Consider the following 18,872-nt stretch of genomic DNA (forward strand, 5'->3'; position numbering starts at 1 on the left):
TCCTGCTGTCATTTCGAGCCCAGCGAGAAATCTAACCCCAGGGGACAGAACTCCTGTTGAGCGATATGTCATCCGGGTTAAAAAGCCCCTGCTCTTTCATGCGCATCCTAACCCTTCAAAATTCTTGACAAAATTAGCTCGTTATTCAAGAATCCCTCGTATCGAGACGGGCCTGTGTGTGCCAACGCTGAAAATTTTGAGTGATTCTGGAAGGCCATAGGGAACTCTAAAGCTGAATGCATACGTGAGGGAGGATGGTGACGCCGGCCGTCGCACCTTCCGGCATTCATTTGTCACGCATCTGTTTGAAAGCGGCTCTGACATCGCAACAATCCAGGAATTGCTCGAGCAACAAGACTGGCAGACGATGATGATCCACACGCATATTCTCCATAGAGGGAGGCGGGTGTCCGCAGTCCGCCTGACGGGATGTGAACCATCAAGGAAGGGTGTTCGCATAAGAACCCGTCATAAAGAGCCCATAGGGCGTAATTCATTGAAATGGCAATGATCATGTCGGTATTTTCAGAGAATTCGATGGTGTGTGACACGGACAGAAATAGGCAGATCCGCCTCTTATGCGGAACCGCCTAAACATTGGAAGGTCATTTGGTTATGTCGACCATGCAGCATACAGACTTTGCAAAGGCAAAGCGATTTATCTGCATGGATATTGATCGCGAAATTCGTCTCGCCTATGCGTCGCAACGTAATGAGTTTAAGGCGGCAGTCCAGCCATTTGTGATTCCGCTTGGTGGCGCAAACTATTTGGCGGCGTTGGGTTTGCTGAGCTATACCGAGTTTGGGGGTAAACTCAAGTACAACGAAAGGAAAAAAAATGGGAGCGATTTCGCCTCAAAAAACTTCAATCGCTTCTTCGATGATCTCGGTGCCGGATATAAACAGTTTCGAGCTTCTGGTACCGATGTCTATGATATTTTTCGGTGTGGCTTAGTGCATGAGTATTACGCGAAAGCGAATTGCGACATATATATGTGCAAGAAAAAAGACAAGCCAATCGGCATTGGTGTCGAGCCATGCGGAAAGTACTATTTTGTAGTCGAGACGTATTTTGAAGATCTTAAGCGTGCACTGGATCAGTTAGAGAAAGATTGTTTTAATGAAATCATGTAACCTAACCATCCCATCAACCAACCGCTCCTTACGTCGCGGCGGCTTATGAACAACGTTAGAGCGCCCCAAATTGACGTCTTCTGTAAAGGTCGCCGTTAGTATTGTGACAAAACTTAGCGTTAATGAGGAAAATATGACCAATAATGTGCCGGAAATACTCAAGCTATTCAAAGAACAGTTGAATAATCAGATTGGCACAATCGTAAAAGAACATTCATTTGATACCCAAGGATATGGATTTGCATATTGGTATCTTCGAAATGTTGGCGGAATGACGGATATCCAAGCAAAGGACCAGATATGTGATGGTGGTGGGGATTTAGGAATAGATGCGATCGAGATAATCGATGAGCAAGTTGTTTTTTATCAGTTCAAGAATCCTGTGTCAGCCGAGAAATCACTTGAGGCGGGCGAGATCGACAAATTGATTTCTGGCTTGGAGCTTATCTTAAGCAGAAATCATAATAGAAACGCTAATCAGGAGCTTCTGTCTCGTCTAGAAGAGATATATAGTTTTACGCCTACCGGTTACAAAATTGTCGTCGCTGTTTCTAGCTTGGCAGAGATGCCTTCCGATGCAGTGTCAAAGTTAAACAGCTTTTGTCAACGGAACAGTGGTGTCGCAAAGGATTTATTTCGCTGGGAGTTTCAAAATTTAGAAGACGTTCACAATCGCTTTTATAGCGCACATCTTCCCACTCTTGAAGCCACGCTGGATCTGTCGCTGAATCGAGTCCCGTATATGACTAAAGTCGGAGATCATGAAACCTACATTTTTGATCTAAGCGGCGAATATCTTGCAAGGCTTTACGATGAACACGGCGAAAGTATTCTTCAGCAAAATGTAAGAATGTTTGAAGGAGACAAAGGTACAAATTTAGCTATAGCGCAAACCGCGTGCAATGTTGAGGAATCCAAAGATTTCTTTCATTTTAACAACGGGGTTTCTGTTATATGCGATACAGCAATTTTCCATCCATTCAACAATCGATTGAGTTTGGAGCGGCCACAGGTAGTTAATGGTGGCCAAACTATGCGGATCCTTCACCGGTGCTTCAGGAAAAGCGAATTGCAATCTGACGTTCACGTCGTTGTAAGAGTTATTACCACTGGAAAAGATAAACAGTTTGCTTCGAATGTTGCCGTGAACCTCAACAACCAAACTAGGGTGGACAACACCTTTTTGAGGTCAAATGACCCCAGAATCGTTCAATTGCTACATTCACTCACGACGCTTGGATATTTCCTAGAAAGAAGGGCTGGCGAGATTGATGCAATGCTTCCTGATGAACTTAAAGAGCTTGAAAATAGATTCGGTAGCCCACTTGCCAAGCATATTATTTCTCTCAAAGATGGTATGCAGGCCTATGTGGCTACATATTATCATGATCCACAACTAGCGAAGAAGGATCCTGCCAGAATTTTCACAGACGATGGTGGCAGTTTTTCCAAAATTCTTCAGTCAAATCTGACTGCGGAAAAGTTTAGAGATTCCTATGAGCTAAGTCGGATCGTTTCTGCTCAGGTCGACCGATTTAAGATGTTAAAACGGAAAAGATATTCGGACGAAGATGAGAGGAAACGCGTGTATGTGCAGGAAATTGGCTCAGTAATTGAGCCCGTTTTTGCTGAGCTTGACGCTGCAATACCACAGATCACTGTTTTTGGAATGGCGTATCTGTTCGAAAAGCACTTACAAACGAGCTCAGAGGATCTTAATAGTTTTGTCGGTGCCATCGGAAACAATCCTGGAATAGTGTGGAGCGGATTCGCCGAATTGATATCCGCTCGTGAGGCTTTAAAAATCGAAAAGAGTTGGCCGACACTACTTAAGTCCGGTTCATTCTACAAAGATGCCCTAACACACCTCAGGCAAACTTGGAAAGCTTCTTCTGACGCCACCTGCTCTAACTAGCGCCTTGCAATCGGACCAAAAAATTCTGTCATGCCTATTGCCTTCGCAAAAGCCACGCCAGCATGCTCCGGCTGCTGAAGAATGGCGTCCAGCCGAACGCAGGCGACGGACGGAGTGCTACCGGGGCTGGAGCGGGGTGCTTACTAGGACGAAGAAATGGTGCCCTCCCATTGAGAAGGCTCTGGTCAAGTGGGCACACGTCTCCTGATTTTTCTGTTGTCTAGCTTTTTCTTAATGAGACAAACCTGGTTGCGAGATCCGCCGGGCGCAGGTCCTTCGCCTCGGGCTCATGATGGCGTCGTCTCGCGGTTCCGGATTCCGTGTGTTCCATGTCGAGTGTCCGCCATAACTTGGCACAAAACGCTCAGAATTATTCCCCACATAAAATTGGGATGCCACATGGCCTGTTTATGGCATCCGCATAGTGTTGCGAAGGCGACAACAATCCGTCTTGACCATCTTAAGGCTGGAATTGTCTCATCTTTATCCGGGCTTTTTACCTCAGCTCTGCCTTTGATCATTTTCTACTACCCTTCCCAAACCTGACAGAGGTTTCGACTCTTATCTCCATGGTTCTTTCCCGTTCGCCGCACCGGTGGATCCTTCCGTATTCACCTTGATTGGTTCGTTTTAGTCCAATCGAAGGAGTCTTTTGTGGTTGGGCGCGGACGGTGTGTTGCCCGAAAACGACCGGTTCTATGGAAGAAGCAACATTTGATTGGAGAAGTGTTGCGACCTGCGGGGCTGGAATGAATAATCCGTCGTCAACTGGAGTAGCATATGTCCGTTACCAAAACCCATTCACACCATAGGCACTATGCGCACAGGCCGGCCATGAGGATGCCATGCTGTCCTTTCGCGACATCACTGCCGGAATTATTTTTCATTTTGCCGACACTGTGCAGAGCCTGCATCAGGCTGGAGTGGGACAAGAGGCAGGTGGCGAAATGCACAAGGCCGATAACGGATGAACCATGACTGATCAGCCGTACCCGGTTACATCAGGATTCGCTGCGTTTTTGCCGGCGGAATACCGCGGGAGTTTTTCTCCGGATTGGTTGATAGGCCTCTCCCCATTTGAGGACCGGACCTGTTCGAGTTGTTTTTCCGTCCGGCAAGGGGAATGGGTCGCCTTTGGGCCCCCAAAGGTCGATGAACGGTTTTTGATATGCGAGCGGGCGGAGTAGGAAAAGGAAGGTGTTTATGAATAAAAAGGAGAAGGGTATGGCGGAGTCAGGTGCAGCCCTGCAAATGGTCGAGGAGAGGTCATTGGTGGCGAAGCGCGATTCCGGAAGAACTGAAAATGAGTCCCAGTTCGCCATCAACAGCAGGGACGCGGCAGGTAAACAAACGGTTGAGGCGCTTCCGATGCGCAACACGATTCCACGGGATTCCCGTCCGGACAGGGATAGTCTCCCTGATAGAGAGGAGTGGCGTATGAGTTCAGGGCGAAGGCGGCGAGTCATTGACGATATGACGCCGATTGATTTCAAGAACGTGGAATTATTGAGCCGGTTTCTGTCGGAGACCGGACGGATTCTTCCGCGCCGGATGACCGGAAACAGTTTACGGCGTCAACGCGAATTGGCGCGGGCGATCAAGCGAGCCCGTCATCTCGCATTGTTGCCGTTTGCGGGGTCCCGGTTGCTGTAAGTCACGATTGGCGAGCATGACGAGATCGGAGGAATTGTTTGGCATGATGACAAGAAAGGAGCGCACATGAAAAAAGGGATTCATCCGACAGGGTACCGTGCCGTCGTCTTTCACGACGTGGCTGTCGATAAAAAATGGATCATGATGTCCACCGTGGAAACCAGCCTCACGACCGTGGGGGAGGACGGGCAGGTCTACCCGATGTATAGGGTTGAAACATCCATGTATTCTCATCCGTTCTACACCGGCACACAACGAATTGTCGATGCGGAGGGGCGCGTGGAAAAGTTTAATCGGAAATACCAAACAGGGCAAAAATCGGGGGGCGCAAATGTTTCGCGACCCAGGTAAACAGAGCTGCGAATCAGTCGATGCGCAGGGATGGCTTCCGGTGACGTTGGTCTCGGGGTTTTTCGGGGCAGGGAAGAGCGCGTTGATTCGCCATCTACTCGGGCACCGGGGTTCGCAGCGGTGGGCGCTGCTTGTGAGTGATCGCAGCGAGAGGTTGGAGGAAATCTGTGCGTGGGACACCAAAGGCGTCCAGCCCTTTTACTTTGGCGAAGCCTTGGTTGAACTGATGGGGCGATGTGTGGGTTGCTCGTTTCGTCAGAACTTTACGGAGGCCGTCTTGGCGATTGCACAACTTTGGAAATTTGACCGGCTCATTGTTGAATGTTCAGGCCTCACGGAACCGGAATTTGTCGTGGAACTATTCAACGATGCCATGGCCGAGGGGGGCGCACTGGCTTCGGTCGCCTGTCTGGATCAGATGGTGACAGTGGTGGATGGGGAAACACTTTGGGAGAACCTTCATTCATCGGATCAATTGCGGGATCGCGGGTTGAGCAGTGGGGCCGATGACAACCGTTCTATATCGGGGTTGCTGGTGGATCAGATTGAGTATAGCAGCCTGCTGGTACTCAATAAGCTCGATCGTGTTCCGCTGACCAGACAGATTCGTCTTACCAGGTTGCTGGAACACTTAAATCCTGAAGCGACGGTCCTGCGCGGGACGTACGGGGCGGTCCCGGTGGAAAGTGTGTTGGCCGAGCGGCCCTGCCGTCAAGAGCCTGTGAGTTTTCAGCCGGGATGGCTGAAAATGGTGGAGGGGATGTCGATCTCTCCGGCTGTGTGCGATACCCAGTGGACGACCGGCCTCTTTCAGGCGACGCGCCCGTTCCATCCAGGGCGGTTCTGGGAGATGATCAAGGAGGACTGGCCGGGAGTCCTGCGGGTCAGGGGCTATTTCTGGCTCGCCTCACAGCCCGATCGTTGCCTGGTGTGGGCGCAAACCGCAGGGGTGTGTCACCTTGAATGGGTCGGCAATTGGTGGGCGGCTACGCCGGAAATCGAGTGGCCGGGAGATGAAGAGTTTCGCCGCACGCTTGCAAAGGACTGGACTGTCGAGTTTGGTGATCGTCGACAGGTGCTGGCCTTTATCGGGTATCGTGTGGATCTCGAAGAGTGCTTTCACCGGTTACGTACCTGTTTGGTCACGCCGTCTGAAGCGCTGATGGGCGAAGCAGAATGGACGAATTTCGACGAGCCGGTCGTCTTGACCGGCCAGGAAGGCTGGCTGTCCGATGAAGATGAGGAGAGAGATTGATGGACCAGACAGCCCTGGACACTGGAATGCCATCGCCGGCTGTTCGCACCAACGCCCTGCCGGTGACCGTGCTGTCGGGATTTCTCGGATCAGGCAAGACCTCGCTGTTGAATCACGTGCTGCACAATCGGGAAGGGCTGCGTGTCGCGGTCATCGTCAATGACATGAGCCACGTCAATATCGATGCCGCGCTCATCAAGCAGGGTGGTGCGGCTCTGAGCCGCACGGATGAACGTTTGGTTGAAATGAGCAATGGGTGCATCTGTTGCACGCTACGCGATGATCTATTGGTCGAAATTGCCCGATTGGCCGGAGAGCAACGGTTTGACTATCTGCTGATCGAATCCACAGGGATATCGGAACCGCTCCCGGTAGCCGAAACGTTTTTCTTTGAAGATGAGCAGGGGAAATCTCTGTCGAACGTCGCCCGGTTGGATACGATGGTCACTGTCGTCGACGCGGGGAACTTTATCGCGGACTATCGTGCAGCCGAGGATTTGAAGACGCACGGTCTGCACCTCAGCGAAGAGGACGAGCGGACGATTACCGATCTGCTCATTGATCAGGTCGAGTTTGCCGATGTGCTGGTCATCAATAAAACCGATTTGATTTCAGATCGGCAGCAGGCCGAATTGCGGGGAATTCTCGAGGCTCTCAATCCGGACGCGATCATGGTGCCCGCGCGGCATGGGCAGGTGGCGCTATGCACGATTCTCAATACGGGCCGGTTTGATTTTGAGCGTGCCAGCGGGGCTGCCGGTTGGATGAAGGTGTTGGCGGGCGAAGGCCGGTCGGAAGCCGACGAGTATGGCATTCACAGTTTTGTCTATCGTGCACGAAAACCCTTTCATCCTGAACGCCTGTGGAGGCGGCTGCATGAAACCTGTGACGGGGTGTTGCGTACGAAGGGATTTGTGTGGCTGGCCTCTCGTCCTGACTGGATTGGCATCTGGTCGCAGGCGGGCGGGGTGGGGGCGATGCAGGGGGGCGGGCGATGGTATGCCGCCATGCCAAAACATGAGTGGAATGTGGATGCTGAGGACGAGCGGCGACTGGAAGCGCTCTGGGATCCCGTGTATGGGGATCGTCAACAGGAGCTTGTCGTGATCGGCCAGCATATCGATGAGGCGGCGCTGACACGGATGCTGGACGAATGTCTCTTGACGGATAACGAATGGCAGAGGGGGCTGGATGTTTGGGTCGGATCCAGTGATCCCTTCCCTCCCTGGACGACTGAGTCACTGATAGAAGAGTGAGCGGGGCAGTATGGCAGGACCCTGATCTTTCGCTTTCTTGGGGCGGAAAGCATGCGCGGTTGAATCAGGGGCTCCATATCCGGCAAGGGTTGTTGCTCCGCGTGGATATGAAAGGAAAGATATGAAGAGGAAAGATATTGGAGTGGTGGTCTTATCGGGGTTTATCGGAGCAGGAAAAACATCCGTGCTGAACAATCTGCTGCGACATCGCGGAGACCGGCGGATGGCGGTCATTCTGAGTGATGTGGGTGGGGCCGGCATCGATTCCGAGGTTTTTGATGGGAGCGACGCGCATTTGTTTCGAAACGGCGAAGCCCTTATCGAACTCGGCAATGCCTGTGCAGGGTATACGTTGCGGACGCATCTCATTAATGCGGTGAGCCGGTTGGCCTATGATGGCCGTTACGACACCATCATCATTGAGTTGTCCGGTGTGACGGACCCGGTATTCGTGACGAATGCCTTTGATCTGCCAGACGAGGAGGGTCGCATCCTGTCGACGATCGCCCGCTTGGATCATATTGTGACGGTGGTGGATGCCTTCCGTTTCTGGCAGGACTATGAGTCCGGGGAGAATCTTTTTGAGCGGGGCATGGGTCGGGGAGTCGACGACCAGCGGGCGCTATCGGAACTCCTTGCGGATCAGGTGGAATGCGGGACGGTCATAGTCCTGAACAAGGTCGATCTCGCAGCCGAGCAGGATTCGCGTCGTCTTGAAGGGCTGTTACAGCATTTGAATCCCGATGCCACGGTCTTGCAGGCCGTGGGTGGGAACATCACTTTCGACCAGCTTGAGCGGTCTTTGAGCTCACAAAGTTCGGCGACGGCCGGGGAGCCCGGGTGGATGAAGTTGCTCCGCGGCCAACTGGTCCCTTCTAGGGAAGTCACAGGGGTGCAGGCCTTTGTGTACCGGGCAAGGAGGCCGTTTCATCCAGATCGGTTCTGGACGCTGATGCAGGAAGAGTGGGCTGGCGTGCTCCGGTCGAAGGGCTATTTTTGGGGCGCCTCGCAATCGAAGGCGTGTTACATGTGGTCACAAGCCGGCGGGTCCTGTCTCTATGAGCGCCTTGGACGTTGGTGGGTGGGGATTCACGATCAACACTGGCCGTCAGATCCCGTCGCGTTAAATGAGATACGGGAGGTGTGGGATCTTGAGTACGGCGATCGGCGGATCGAGCTGGCCATTGTCGGAGAGGACATGGATTCAGCCGACCTGAGTCGTCGTTTGGATGCCTGCCTTCTGACCAGTGCGGAATTGCTATTGGATGAAGATCGCTGGGAAGCGTTTATAGACCCCTTTAAAAAACCGAGTTGGGAAAAAAGGCAGGCAAGGGGTTCACGTGGAAATTCATCGGACTAGGATGCAAACAGGTTGTTCCATGCATTGACAAGAAGGGAAGCGATGGGACGGTATTGTCAGGTGACCGGTAAGAAGCCGATGGCAGGTCACAATGTAAGCCATGCCAATAATAGAACCAAGCGGCGGTTTTTCCCGAATCTGCATCGGAAACGCTATTTTCTGCCGGAAGAGAATCGTTGAATTACCCTGTCGGTTTCAACACACGGCATGAAAATTATCGATAAAAAGGGGCTGGCCCGCGTCGTCGCCGATCTGCGTGTGGCCGGAGAGAAAATCTAAGGCTCCACAGGAAAAGGTTAGGTGCAGGCTGCCAACCATGGCGTGACGAGTCGGCAATCAGGATTGTGTTCTCTCTCAAAATCATGCGATGCACACGTCAAAATAGAAGACCATGGTAACACAGTTGTGGTCCAGACATCTGGAGTGTGTGAGTCCCGCCTGCCTGATCAGGCAGGCGGGACTGAGCCGGTGAAGAAGTTAACTCACTTGGACCATGCCATGGTCGTCGCAATGAGCACCGTGCGGAAAATGCAAATGGCCATCAACCAGATAGTCGATATGATTGCCGTGCGGAACCGTTTGATGCCCGCATGTAGGTCCATGGCGATGGGAGGACTCATGTGCCTCGCAATCGTGGTTGGGCGTACAATCGGCGGGATTCGCAGTCCCTACAGCTAAGGTGTGTTCATCCACATGTTCATTGTGCGGGAAATGCAGATGTCCATCATGAAGGTAATCCTGATGGTCCTCGTGCCGGATAAGGGTATGGCCACAATCGGGGCCGTGTGTGTGGGGATGTTCGTCATGAATACGATGGTCGCTCATGATGCCTCCTTGTATTAACTGTGAATTCGTCCTTCCAGAGAAGCACGCCCCACCTTAGAAAAATCTGGAAGGATTGTCAAAGGATTGTCGCCCATGGGCACCGTGGTTTTTCCGGTGTCGGAGCAACAATCACAATGAGCGGCTTTTTCTTTCATTGGTAATGGGAAAATGTCCAAGATGATTAAAGGTCATGGTGAGGCGGGATGTGCAGAAAGAGTCATGGCCCGTCATTCGTCGTGGCTGACCGCACATGGCCTACTCAAACCCTTTGTGAGATTTTGATGACTAGTTGTAATCGAGTTACAAGTAAGCTGGCCGGGAATGTTTAGCTGCCTTTTGAATTGCGGTTCCCCGATGATTCCTGGGAGGCGTATGGAATTTAAAATCTCAGGTAAACCTCACCGGCAAGAAGTACTGTCGAGGAAATGATGATCGATTGATATGGAGAAACTTTATGCCCATCTATGAATATCAAGCCGAGTATTGCTTGAAGTCACTGTTTTGTCCCAAGAGGTTCTCCTTTTGGCAGAACATGTCTGACCCTCCCGTCTCCGAATGTCAGGAATGCGGAGCCCCACTGGAGCGGGTGATGTCCACATTTTCTGCGGCAGCGGATATCCTGGCGTATGGTCATGCCGTTGCCAATCCTCCAGCGGGATCGCAAGCTCCTCCCGCTACCCAACAAAATATCTTTGGAGGGGGATTGGGGATTCAGGGTTGTGGCCACGATTGTCGAACGCACCATATGCCCTCGCCACACAAAAAAGGCTTTTGATGCCGCCAGCAGAATGACTTCAGGGAAGGGCCCTGTCGATTTGAGGCGCACCATTGCGTCGACAGAAACCATCAGATTCATAGCGACGCTTGAAACTTTGACAAGTGGCAAACCGATAGATGCGCATCCGTTCGTTGTTCGAATGGACGGTGCGGCGGAAGGAGTTCCGCGTTATTCCGGTCCTAAGCGCCAATACGTAGAGACGCGGGTTTTCTGTGTACAGGTGGAAGATTCCACCGGAAATGGTCAACCGGTCTGTAGATTTCCTCGGGGTAACCTGCCCTTTTCACAGACCTGACGAATCGTGGGCATTCACGAACACTCATTTTTCCCGGTGCTTAGGCAGTTCCCGATTGACGTACGGGTGTGGGGCACATACTGGGACCGGTGTGACGCAGGCTTGTCTCCGTTCGAACAGTGATGTGTATGAAATTTGCAGCCCTGGTGATGTAACCGTCGATTCATCCACCCGGCTCCAATCAGCACTCCCGCGCCGCTGATCATGAACAGGGTTTCGCCGGCCTGACCATCTTCCCACCAAATGCGGCCATACATCATTAACATCAATCCTATCCCGGACAGAATGAGCGGAGCCGGTTTTCGATGGATAGGGATGCTGAGTATTTGGCTTCCCAGGGCCAGGCATCCCACGATTCCCATGAGGATCCAGTCGAGGATGTGAGCGGTCTCCGGAAGGAAGAGGGATAAGATTTCAGGCTGTGATCCGACGACAAGAGGAAGAACTAAGACTGCGAAAGGCGTCAATGAGCATTCAAGGGCACAAAGAAATGAGGCGGTCATTCCGGCGCGTGCCAGTTTGTCTTCGAGTGTGTTCATGAATTGTTCCTGTGTGAGAAGAGCGTAAGGTTTAACTCAGAACGGGTTTACCATCAGGGAATGGTTTGCCTGAGCACAGGATGAAGAACTGATTCAATGCTGCGCTCACCATCTTTACATGATATCGGGTCCTCTGGACCGGACTTGATCCGACTCTGGCGTCTATCGCTGATTCATGTGGTTGGAAAGTGAGGGGGATTGGCAGATGGTCGGCCGGAAATGACCACCCATTTTTATTTTCATGCAGATGAAAATTTTTTTCATTAGGGTTCTGTTTTTTATGAATCAGTGGGCGGGAAAGCTGTCAATTGAATGCGATGAAAGTGAGCCGGTTACAAAAAACGTATAAAGAAGCCTTACGGACAGCGGGTTACCGTTTTACCCGCCCGAGGCAGGCGGTTCTGCAGGTGCTACAAAGAGCCGACCATCCTTTGAGTGCCTTGGAGGTGTTCAGGCGACTGCAGGAAGAGCACGTGTCGATCGATCGGGTTACGGTATACCGGAGTTTAGCGGTACTGTCCCGGCTGGGCTTGGTGGCGCAATTGGCGTTTGTCCAGGAGGGGCAATTCCGCTATGAATGGCGGGATGGTCGTGTTCTCTCTTCCCATGTGCGTTGTCAGCAATGCGGAAGAATTGAATCGCTTTGTCTTCCCTCGTTGAAACGACTTAAATTCCTGATTAAAAGTAAGACCAGTTTCCTCGTGAATGACCAGTCTTTGGAATTCAACGGCTTGTGCCCCGACTGTCAATAAAGCCATGAAATCCTTTGGTCTTCATCTTTCAAGGATCGGGTCATTGGCGTCTTTGGTTTGCGCCATCCATTGTGCCCTCACGCCGATAGTGCTGTTAAGTTTGCCCTTCATTCTTTCGCATTCGTCCGGAGAATGGAATGGGATTCTGGAAATGATGCTTGGTGAAAATACAGAATGGCTGTTCCTTGGAGGGATCGGGCTGCTGGCAGGATTCGGATTGTTGGCCACCTATTCCGTTCATCGTGACAAGAGGCCTGCTTTCCTATCCGGAATCGGTGTGGTTGTGTTATTGATCTCGCGTGTGTGGATGGATCACCAAAGTCCCGGAGAGATCGCCCTGGATGTTACGGGAGCATGCGTTATTGCATGGGCCGGATTGTGGAACCGGCGGCTTTGCCGTTGCGTCGGCTGCCATCAACATGGGCCATAAACCCAGGGCACTATTTCTGTGCGGGGTTTGTGTTCTTTCCCGGTCAAGAAGGTTGATGGCAACCAGAGAATGAGGGGATTAAGGAATATTCGGGGAATTATTGTCAGCACGTCGGGGATGTGGGCCTCGCCAGGAACCTGCCACATACACCTGGTTACACCATAGGCTCGAAAACGAACGGCGTCGGATTTCTTAAGCGTAGTCCCCAAGGCCGTGGGATTTTACTAACTGCCTGCCAGTACCACGCAACCCAAAGAGCGAGGGTCGGATCCGTTTTTAGTGACGGGCGTCGATGAATTGAAATATTCCAAGTGCCTTGGTTACAGTAGTTTGATTGTTCTATTATTGAATTCCATGAAAACACAACACAAGATCATTGGATTTCTTCTTGCCATCATCCTGGCCATCCTGCCCCTTTCTTCGGCATTGGGCGTCCAGCATATCCTGGCCGGGGCAGACCTCGCCGGCCATGCCCACTCGGATTTCGATCTCTGTGACTGGGTGCATATTCAGACGACAGGTTCCCTGTCGTTCGATGCGAACTCTTCATGGCTTTGTCTGTTTGGATCCGGCGATGTGGTGGTCCAATCACCCTCACGTTTCAATAACCAGTCGGTTATTTCCTCCAGTCCACCTCGAGCTCCTCCTCAAGCGTAATTCCCGGAATTTCTCAATCCGTATTTCGAAAAACTGAAACTAGGCCTGAGTTCCTTCCGGGACCTTGGACAGGCGCGGATCTTCGTTCTGTCGATATCAGGATCTTGGGAGCGCCTGCTCTAGCTTCCTTCTTTATCCCGGGTCGGGGGGAGGTTTAGGCTATGAGGCAGATAGTTGACGATCCAGATAGGAGGATGACAGGTGCCGGAGCCGGCGTAAGTGAAGGCTGGTGTGAATAAAGACGATGCCGACCATTCCACAGGCAAGGGCCGGCTTCACGATAGAAAAGATGAGCAGCAATGTCAGAAAGAGAGTCATCATCATGTGTGTTCTCATGGGTTGATCTGTAGAGGCGATGGCTGAGGACATATTGATATGTTCGGCCGAATCCGGGCCTAGCTTGAGAGTGGACAAAGAGAATGATCCGGAGAAACCCTGGCCACAATACCGGGATTAAACGACCACTGATTGGTTAAAACGACCATTCGTCGGGATAGCTTCGTGGAAATAATCTATCGGGTCTATGATGGGGCGCCAATTTTCGGAAGAAAAGGAAATGGATGCCATGGAAGAGGGCCGTGTTGACTGAAGTGTCCGATTTTTCTGTCTCGTTTATCGCGCATGTCAGCGGGTACGCCGTCGGTATGATTTTGTATGCCATGTTGTTGTGGCTGGTTTTTCGGGCGTTGCAGGAATCGACCCAAAAGAATCAGAGCGAACCCTCTGCCCAATCCCCCAGATGGCTTGCATGTTGGACGGCAATTTTAGGCTTGCTGTGGAATGTTGGAGCTCTGCTGGCCTTTCTGCTTCCGAATTTACACCTGACCGCACCGCTTCCGGTGTTGTATGCGTTGGCGGTCTCCGCATTGGGATTTCTTCCCGCTGTCGTTGTTCTGGCTATGGTTGAAACGCAGCCCATGGGCCTGCCTGCCTGGATTCGTCGATCGATTTCTGCAGCGGGTTTTGGGTTGAGCGGGTGGGCATCCCTCATGCACCTGCATGCTGCTCTGAGCGGGGAATCGGGGAGCATGTCCGGAGCAGCGCTCCAGGCCATGGTCTGGGGCTTTCTCGTGCTTTTGATCTGGCTTCTTGCTGTCAGAGTGCGGGCTGAGGGGTGGGATTATATGGGGGGAATCGTGGTGCTCTCCGGATTGGCCATTGCGGTTCTTCCCTTTAGTCAGCATGAGACCGGGGAATATTCCTGGGGCATGGAGGTTGTCGGTCATCATGCCAATCTCCTGTTGGCCCTGGCCATTCTCTATCAGGACTATCGCTTTGCTCTGGGAGACCTTTTCTTGAAGCGGGCGTTATCCTTTTTGGTGTTGGCCCTGGTGACGCTTGGTGCCTTGATCACCGTTGGGATTCCGGTGTTACGGCTCGACCCGGACAATGAAATGGCTAACCTATCCCGGCTTGGTGTTTTTTTTGCACTTTGGATCATCACGGCGCTGGCCTATCCCCATTTACGAAAAGCCGTGATCTGGCTGGTGGATGTCGTGGTGTTGAGACGACCGGACTACGATCAACTCAGGCAGGAGGTGGCAATCGCTGCTAATGAGGAGGAAGAGCCAGAGCGGATTTTGTCCCGTACCGGTGCATTACTTCAGCCTGCTCTGTTGGCCAGACAGATTACCTGGAGGCCTTGGAGCCTGGAGAGCGAGGCCGGATCTGAATGGCCGGGTCAGGTCGGCGTACTGGACGGGGATCGTGGGGAAGAATCTCCGGCGAGTCGAGCCATCTCCGTTGAAAGCCTGGTAAGAAAAGGAAGCAGTGAATCATCCTTGTCCCGGCCTGGCGGAGAAGAATTCCTCGTGTTCATTCCGACGATGGAATTGCCTCAATACGTTCTGGTGATTCAGGGGCTTCTTCATCGACGGCGATTGCTTTCGGACGACCTGTTCCTATTGGAAGCCGTGGCGCATATCATTGCCCGAAGGATCGATGCGGTGCGATCGGCCCATGAGCGCTGTGCCGTGGCCATTCGAGAGCAGGAAATGAGAAAACTGACCATTGAGGCGGAACTCCGGGCTCTTCGCACGCAATTGAACCCTCACTTTTTATTTAATGCCTTGACCACTATTGGCTATCTCATTCAAACGGCACCGGCGCGGGCGCTGGACACGCTCATGCGGCTGACGGAGTTGCTGAGAGGCGTGTTAAAGCGTCTTGAGGGGGATTTTTCCACCTTGGGTCAGGAGGTGGATTTAGTCCAGGCGTATCTCATGATTGAACAGGCGCGTTTCGAACGGCGGTTGGCCTATCAAGTCAATGTGCCGTCAAATTTACGAGATCTGCCTGTGCCGGCTCTGGTGTTGCAACCACTGGTGGAAAATGCGGTGAAACACGGAATTCAAAAATGTGCCAAGGGAGGGATCATTAAAATTGGGGCTGAAGTGGAACAACGGAAAAACGAAAATGGTCACGAAGCTTGGAGGACTCGTGATCTTGTGATCAAGGTGCAGGATACGGGACAGGGTCCGGAAGACAAGGGGCAGGAGGTCGCCTGGGGAGCCGGAATCGGGTTGGCCAATATTAAGAAACGTCTTCATTTGCATTATGGCGATCATGCTGCGTTATCTATGCATCGGAGTCCAAAGCTTGGCACGATTGTCCACATCCGTATTCCTCTTGTTGGTTCGAGCGATCTCCTGGCAGAAGAATCCGAATGCCTTCCTTCCGGCCAGGGGGTGAAAGAATGAGCGGAAAACTCCGGGTTATTGTTGTTGACGATGAGCGGCCGGCACGTTCATTTCTGACGACGACCTTGAAGACTCTGGATGATGTCGACATTGTGGGAGAGGCCGAGAACGGTGAGGACGCGATCAGCCTGATTCAACGGGAACAACCCGATCTGGCATTACTGGATCTTCAAATGCCCGGACTGGATGGCCTTTCCATGGTCAAGGCCATCAAAAAAGGGCATATTCCGTTGATTGCGTTTGTCACAGCCCACAATGAATATGCCATTGAGGCGTTCGATATCGAGGCCATCGACTACTTATTGAAACCGGTCGACCGCACGCGACTGCGTAAAACCATCAAACGGGCAAAGGAGCGTCTGGAACGGGAAGATGTCATGGCGAATGAATTGGAAGCTCGACCGCGCGGCAAGGAGGGAGCCCCTCCGGAGGATTCGGATTACATGGACCGTCTCCCGATCAAAAAGAAAGAAGAGATCATTTTTCTGCCGGTGAATCAGATTGCCTCCATTGTCTCGGATGGAGAGCTGATGCATATCACGACCCTTCGAAAGGAACGTCATACCATCAGCCACCGGCTCAAGGCGCTTGAGGCCAGACTGGACCCCAGGCGATTCGTGCGATTGGGTCGCGGGACTTTGGTCAATGTGGAGTCGATATGCCGGGTGGCCACTATGCCGGGAGGGTCGTATGTCGTTACCTTGACGAATACTCAACAACTCAGGGTCAGCCGCAGTCAGTCACGATTTTTACGGCACCAAATCCTGAGGTTGTAAGATCCCTGCCTTACGGATTGGTCCCTCGCCGGTTTTCCCTTCCCCTCTGCCATAATCCAGTCATTCAGGCGAATCAACCGCTCATGAAATTATATGACCGTTCATAAAAAAAGACTGTGGATTACGCGCATCCCGCCTTTATAAATTGACAGGTATTCGAAGTGACAGTTTAGAAAGGCCGTGTAGCCCGTTCAGTGACAGGTTTCCGGATATCGTAAGTCTCAGGCGAGTGACCGGACGCTCGAAGGAGGATTGGTCCTCTTTGGCCCCAGAAAGGTGCATGAGGCGTCAATATCACTAAAAAAGGAGGGTTTTCCCATGTTTAAAAAGTTACGTAGTCAAGCAGGCGCGGCGTTGGTGGAATACAGTCTCCTCGTCGCGGGAATCGCCTTAATCGGAGCGGCCGCCGTGGCGGTATTCGGCCACAAAACCTCGGATATGATGGCCGCAATCGCTGCGGTGTTGCCCGGGGCGCATGCTGACGATAATGGCCCCATTGTCAGCGGTAAGATTATTGAAACCGCAGATGGTCAAGGACCTGGTGGAAATGCCATTGCCTTGGATATTAACGGCATTGTTGCCAACGCCGGCACCGAACGGCTAGGAAATAATTTTGGGACCACTACGAGTATTTCGACATTGGTTGTCGAAGCTCAATCTGAGTAAGCTCCCTAGGGTTTGTACATGCACGCGAGTGAAAAGCCTTCCCGGTCGAATCAGGCCGGGAAGGCTTTTTGTTGTCTGTCGAGCACATTCAACAGGTTGGAGGATGCAAGTCATTTCGACAATTTATGATAGTGAAGTCATCGCGAGGCACTAATAGGATCTCGGAGAAGTCCTCAGACGGCGTTCTTTGCCTGCGCCGCAGAACGAAGAGGCGCGGCAACCAGGTCGTGGTGGACGAGCCAAAACGGGGCAATTCTGAGCATCCTGCTTGGGTCATCTGTTTGGGACTTTGCGGCCTATGTCGCTTTCAGCAGGCAAATATAGTTGTTTCGCAATAAGAGCAGGGTTGTGGATGAATGAAGGCACCCGGTCGCCCTGAAAGACGATTCAGGGAGTGTTGAATAATAAAGATGTTCAAGGGAAAATTTGCCCAGGATTAGATTTCTCATCAAAGGCTCCGGGTCGGTTCAAAAAAGCATGCCCTGAGTCTTCCCAAAGGGTCCGTCCAGCAAGGCCGCAGCCGTTTTTACGCGCGGAGCGTACGCGTAGTACGTGAGCACGGGAAAATGGCGAGAACGCCGCTGGCGGCTTTTTTCAACAGACCCATTCACTAACCAAATGACTCACGCCCACAACTCAGGCCAATCCGAATGTTGCAAGCATGTAAGGGTGATACGTCACCCCACCCGGGTTACATACCAATTGCTTAGGGCTAGCGTTTACCAGTCCCGTTTATTTGGGCAAACCCAGATTTTGTAAGAGACCTGCACTGTTCTTCGCTCTCTCACCGGTTTTCCCCTCCACCACTTCAATCCAGTCATAGAGGCCATCAACCGCTCATGACATGAATGTAACTGTTCAAAAAAAGAAAGTGGAATACATGAGATGGCGACCTTATAAGTGAACAGATAAGGATGCCTTCTTAAATTCCATTAACCCATTCAGTCAAAAACCAATTCCGGATTACCAGGCCTTGGGCGAGCGCCCGGACGCTTGAAGGAGGATTTGTCTTCTTTGACCCCAGAAGGGTCCCTGAGGCGGCACTATCACTTCAAAGGAGGGTTTTCGTATGTTTAAAAAGTTACGTAGTCAAGCGGGCGCGGCGTTGGTGGAATATAGCCTTCTCGTCGCGGGCATTGCCTTGATCGGAGCCGCCGCCGTGGCGGTATTCGGCCATAAAACCACGGATATGATGGCCGCGGTCGCTGCGGTGTTGCCCGGGGCACATGCTGACGATAATGCCCCGATTGTCGCAGGAAAAATCATTGAAACCAGTGTAGATGGTGGACCCGGTGGCGATGCCATTGCCTTGGATATTGGCGGCATTGTTGCCAACGCCGGCACCGAACGGCTAGGAAATAATCTTGGGACCACTACGAGTATTTCGACCTTGGTTGTCGAAGCTCAAGCTGAGTAAGCTCCCAAGGGTTTGTGTATGCACGCGAGTGAAAAGCCTTCCCGGCCTGACTCGACCGGGAAGGCTTTTTGTTTGAGCCGTCCATGTGTAAAAAATAACCGTTCATTGGACGAC

Annotated in this window: 19 protein-coding genes and 2 pseudogenes; 18 read left to right on the top strand and 3 right to left on the bottom strand. The window is 52.1% G+C overall.

Annotated features, from left to right (window positions below; genetic code table 11):
• The first annotated feature begins 232 nt into the window (after window positions 1-232).
• The 10 genes and pseudogenes from H6750_11770 to rpmB all read left to right on the top strand — a co-directional run bounded on the left by H6750_11770 (window position 233) and on the right by rpmB (window position 9,203).
• Window positions 233-435 (top strand): annotated as a pseudogene (locus H6750_11770) (tyrosine-type recombinase/integrase).
• Between the two features lie 180 nt (window positions 436-615).
• Complete coding sequence (locus tag H6750_11775; GenBank protein ID MCB9774982.1) at window positions 616-1,134, top strand: hypothetical protein; 519 nt, start codon at window positions 616-618, stop codon at window positions 1,132-1,134.
• Window positions 1,135-1,267: 133 nt separating this feature from the next.
• Window positions 1,268-3,049, top strand: a complete 1,782-nt coding sequence (locus tag H6750_11780; GenBank protein MCB9774983.1) for an AIPR family protein — start codon at window positions 1,268-1,270, stop codon at window positions 3,047-3,049.
• A gap of 974 nt (window positions 3,050-4,023) precedes the next feature.
• The gene (locus tag H6750_11785; GenBank protein ID MCB9774984.1) at window positions 4,024-4,236 is read left to right on the top strand and encodes a hypothetical protein; all 213 of its coding nucleotides are present in this window, start codon (window positions 4,024-4,026) and stop codon (window positions 4,234-4,236) included.
• A gap of 250 nt (window positions 4,237-4,486) precedes the next feature.
• Window positions 4,487-4,702: a 30S ribosomal protein S18 gene (locus tag H6750_11790; protein MCB9774985.1), complete on the top strand. Its 216-nt coding sequence runs from the start codon at window positions 4,487-4,489 to the stop codon at window positions 4,700-4,702.
• A gap of 66 nt (window positions 4,703-4,768) precedes the next feature.
• Window positions 4,769-5,053 (top strand): type B 50S ribosomal protein L31, encoded by a 285-nt coding sequence (locus tag H6750_11795; GenBank protein MCB9774986.1) that lies wholly within the window; start codon window positions 4,769-4,771, stop codon window positions 5,051-5,053.
• Entirely contained in the window at window positions 5,034-6,308 is a 1,275-nt protein-coding gene (locus H6750_11800; GenBank protein ID MCB9774987.1) for a GTP-binding protein, read from the top strand. The genes H6750_11795 and H6750_11800 overlap by 20 nt, the downstream gene beginning before the upstream one ends.
• Window positions 6,309-6,334: 26 nt before the next feature.
• Window positions 6,335-7,564, top strand: coding sequence for a GTP-binding protein (locus H6750_11805; GenBank protein MCB9774988.1), 1,230 nt, complete (start codon window positions 6,335-6,337; stop codon window positions 7,562-7,564).
• A gap of 121 nt (window positions 7,565-7,685) precedes the next feature.
• Window positions 7,686-8,924: a GTP-binding protein gene (locus tag H6750_11810; GenBank protein MCB9774989.1), complete on the top strand. Its 1,239-nt coding sequence runs from the start codon at window positions 7,686-7,688 to the stop codon at window positions 8,922-8,924.
• A 42-nt stretch (window positions 8,925-8,966) separates the two neighbouring features.
• Window positions 8,967-9,203: pseudogene (gene rpmB, locus H6750_11815) on the top strand (50S ribosomal protein L28).
• Between the two features lie 198 nt (window positions 9,204-9,401).
• Here rpmB and H6750_11820 read toward each other — a convergent pair.
• Window positions 9,402-9,749, bottom strand: coding sequence for a hypothetical protein (locus tag H6750_11820; protein ID MCB9774990.1), 348 nt, complete (start codon window positions 9,747-9,749; stop codon window positions 9,402-9,404).
• A gap of 454 nt (window positions 9,750-10,203) precedes the next feature.
• Between H6750_11820 and H6750_11825 the strand changes: the two genes are divergently transcribed.
• Window positions 10,204-10,524 carry a zinc ribbon domain-containing protein gene (locus tag H6750_11825; GenBank protein MCB9774991.1) on the top strand — a complete coding sequence of 107 codons (321 nt, stop codon included), beginning with the start codon at window positions 10,204-10,206 and terminating at the stop codon, window positions 10,522-10,524.
• A 312-nt stretch (window positions 10,525-10,836) separates the two neighbouring features.
• Here H6750_11825 and H6750_11830 read toward each other — a convergent pair whose 3' ends face one another.
• Window positions 10,837-11,361 carry a MerC domain-containing protein gene (locus tag H6750_11830; protein MCB9774992.1) on the bottom strand — a complete coding sequence of 175 codons (525 nt, stop codon included), beginning with the start codon at window positions 11,359-11,361 and terminating at the stop codon, window positions 10,837-10,839.
• A gap of 308 nt (window positions 11,362-11,669) precedes the next feature.
• On the opposite strand from H6750_11830, the gene H6750_11835 reads away from it, so the two are divergent.
• The 3 genes from H6750_11835 (at window position 11,670) to H6750_11845 (ending at window position 13,200) form a co-directional block, all read left to right on the top strand.
• Complete coding sequence (locus H6750_11835; protein MCB9774993.1) at window positions 11,670-12,113, top strand: transcriptional repressor; 444 nt, start codon at window positions 11,670-11,672, stop codon at window positions 12,111-12,113.
• 43 nt (window positions 12,114-12,156) lie between these two features.
• Entirely contained in the window at window positions 12,157-12,543 is a 387-nt protein-coding gene (locus H6750_11840; protein MCB9774994.1) for a MerC domain-containing protein, read from the top strand.
• Window positions 12,544-12,897: 354 nt separating this feature from the next.
• A complete protein-coding gene (locus tag H6750_11845) occupies window positions 12,898-13,200 on the top strand; it encodes a hypothetical protein (protein MCB9774995.1) in 303 nt (100 codons plus the stop codon).
• 159 nt (window positions 13,201-13,359) lie between these two features.
• Here H6750_11845 and H6750_11850 read toward each other — a convergent pair whose 3' ends face one another.
• The gene (locus H6750_11850) at window positions 13,360-13,524 is read right to left on the bottom strand and encodes a hypothetical protein (GenBank protein ID MCB9774996.1); all 165 of its coding nucleotides are present in this window, start codon (window positions 13,522-13,524) and stop codon (window positions 13,360-13,362) included.
• A 254-nt stretch (window positions 13,525-13,778) separates the two neighbouring features.
• Here H6750_11850 and H6750_11855 point away from each other — a divergent pair, with 254 nt between their 5' ends.
• The 4 genes from H6750_11855 to H6750_11870 all read left to right on the top strand — a co-directional run bounded on the left by H6750_11855 (window position 13,779) and on the right by H6750_11870 (window position 18,758).
• Entirely contained in the window at window positions 13,779-15,899 is a 2,121-nt protein-coding gene (locus H6750_11855; GenBank protein MCB9774997.1) for a histidine kinase, read from the top strand.
• Entirely contained in the window at window positions 15,896-16,675 is a 780-nt protein-coding gene (locus tag H6750_11860; GenBank protein MCB9774998.1) for a response regulator transcription factor, read from the top strand. Before H6750_11855 ends, H6750_11860 begins: the two co-directional genes overlap by 4 nt.
• A 318-nt stretch (window positions 16,676-16,993) precedes the next feature.
• A complete protein-coding gene (locus tag H6750_11865) occupies window positions 16,994-17,341 on the top strand; it encodes a hypothetical protein (protein ID MCB9774999.1) in 348 nt (115 codons plus the stop codon).
• Between the two features lie 1,069 nt (window positions 17,342-18,410).
• Window positions 18,411-18,758 carry a hypothetical protein gene (locus H6750_11870; protein MCB9775000.1) on the top strand — a complete coding sequence of 116 codons (348 nt, stop codon included), beginning with the start codon at window positions 18,411-18,413 and terminating at the stop codon, window positions 18,756-18,758.
• Window positions 18,759-18,872 lie beyond the last annotated feature (114 nt).

This window comes from Nitrospiraceae bacterium (genome assembly GCA_020632595.1).
Classification (GTDB): Bacteria; Nitrospirota; Nitrospiria; order Nitrospirales; family UBA8639; genus Nitrospira_E.

What these genes read in the sequence shown, in the direction of transcription:
- H6750_11775 (MCB9774982.1), top strand. Translation starts at nt 616, where the DNA reads ATGTCGACCATGCAGCATACAGACTTTGCAAAGGCAAAGCGATTTATC.
- H6750_11780 (MCB9774983.1), top strand. Translation starts at nt 1,268, where the DNA reads ATGACCAATAATGTGCCGGAAATACTCAAGCTATTCAAAGAACAGTTG.
- H6750_11785 (MCB9774984.1), top strand. Translation starts at nt 4,024, where the DNA reads ATGACTGATCAGCCGTACCCGGTTACATCAGGATTCGCTGCGTTTTTG.
- H6750_11790 (MCB9774985.1), top strand. Translation starts at nt 4,487, where the DNA reads ATGAGTTCAGGGCGAAGGCGGCGAGTCATTGACGATATGACGCCGATT.
- H6750_11795 (MCB9774986.1), top strand. Translation starts at nt 4,769, where the DNA reads ATGAAAAAAGGGATTCATCCGACAGGGTACCGTGCCGTCGTCTTTCAC.
- H6750_11800 (MCB9774987.1), top strand. Translation starts at nt 5,034, where the DNA reads ATGTTTCGCGACCCAGGTAAACAGAGCTGCGAATCAGTCGATGCGCAG.
- H6750_11805 (MCB9774988.1), top strand. Translation starts at nt 6,335, where the DNA reads ATGCCATCGCCGGCTGTTCGCACCAACGCCCTGCCGGTGACCGTGCTG.
- H6750_11810 (MCB9774989.1), top strand. Translation starts at nt 7,686, where the DNA reads ATGAAGAGGAAAGATATTGGAGTGGTGGTCTTATCGGGGTTTATCGGA.
- H6750_11820 (MCB9774990.1), bottom strand. Translation starts at nt 9,749, where the DNA reads ATGAGCGACCATCGTATTCATGACGAACATCCCCACACACACGGCCCC.
- H6750_11825 (MCB9774991.1), top strand. Translation starts at nt 10,204, where the DNA reads ATGCCCATCTATGAATATCAAGCCGAGTATTGCTTGAAGTCACTGTTT.
- H6750_11830 (MCB9774992.1), bottom strand. Translation starts at nt 11,361, where the DNA reads ATGAACACACTCGAAGACAAACTGGCACGCGCCGGAATGACCGCCTCA.
- H6750_11845 (MCB9774995.1), top strand. Translation starts at nt 12,898, where the DNA reads ATGAAAACACAACACAAGATCATTGGATTTCTTCTTGCCATCATCCTG.
- H6750_11850 (MCB9774996.1), bottom strand. Translation starts at nt 13,524, where the DNA reads ATGATGATGACTCTCTTTCTGACATTGCTGCTCATCTTTTCTATCGTG.
- H6750_11860 (MCB9774998.1), top strand. Translation starts at nt 15,896, where the DNA reads ATGAGCGGAAAACTCCGGGTTATTGTTGTTGACGATGAGCGGCCGGCA.
- H6750_11865 (MCB9774999.1), top strand. Translation starts at nt 16,994, where the DNA reads ATGTTTAAAAAGTTACGTAGTCAAGCAGGCGCGGCGTTGGTGGAATAC.
- H6750_11870 (MCB9775000.1), top strand. Translation starts at nt 18,411, where the DNA reads ATGTTTAAAAAGTTACGTAGTCAAGCGGGCGCGGCGTTGGTGGAATAT.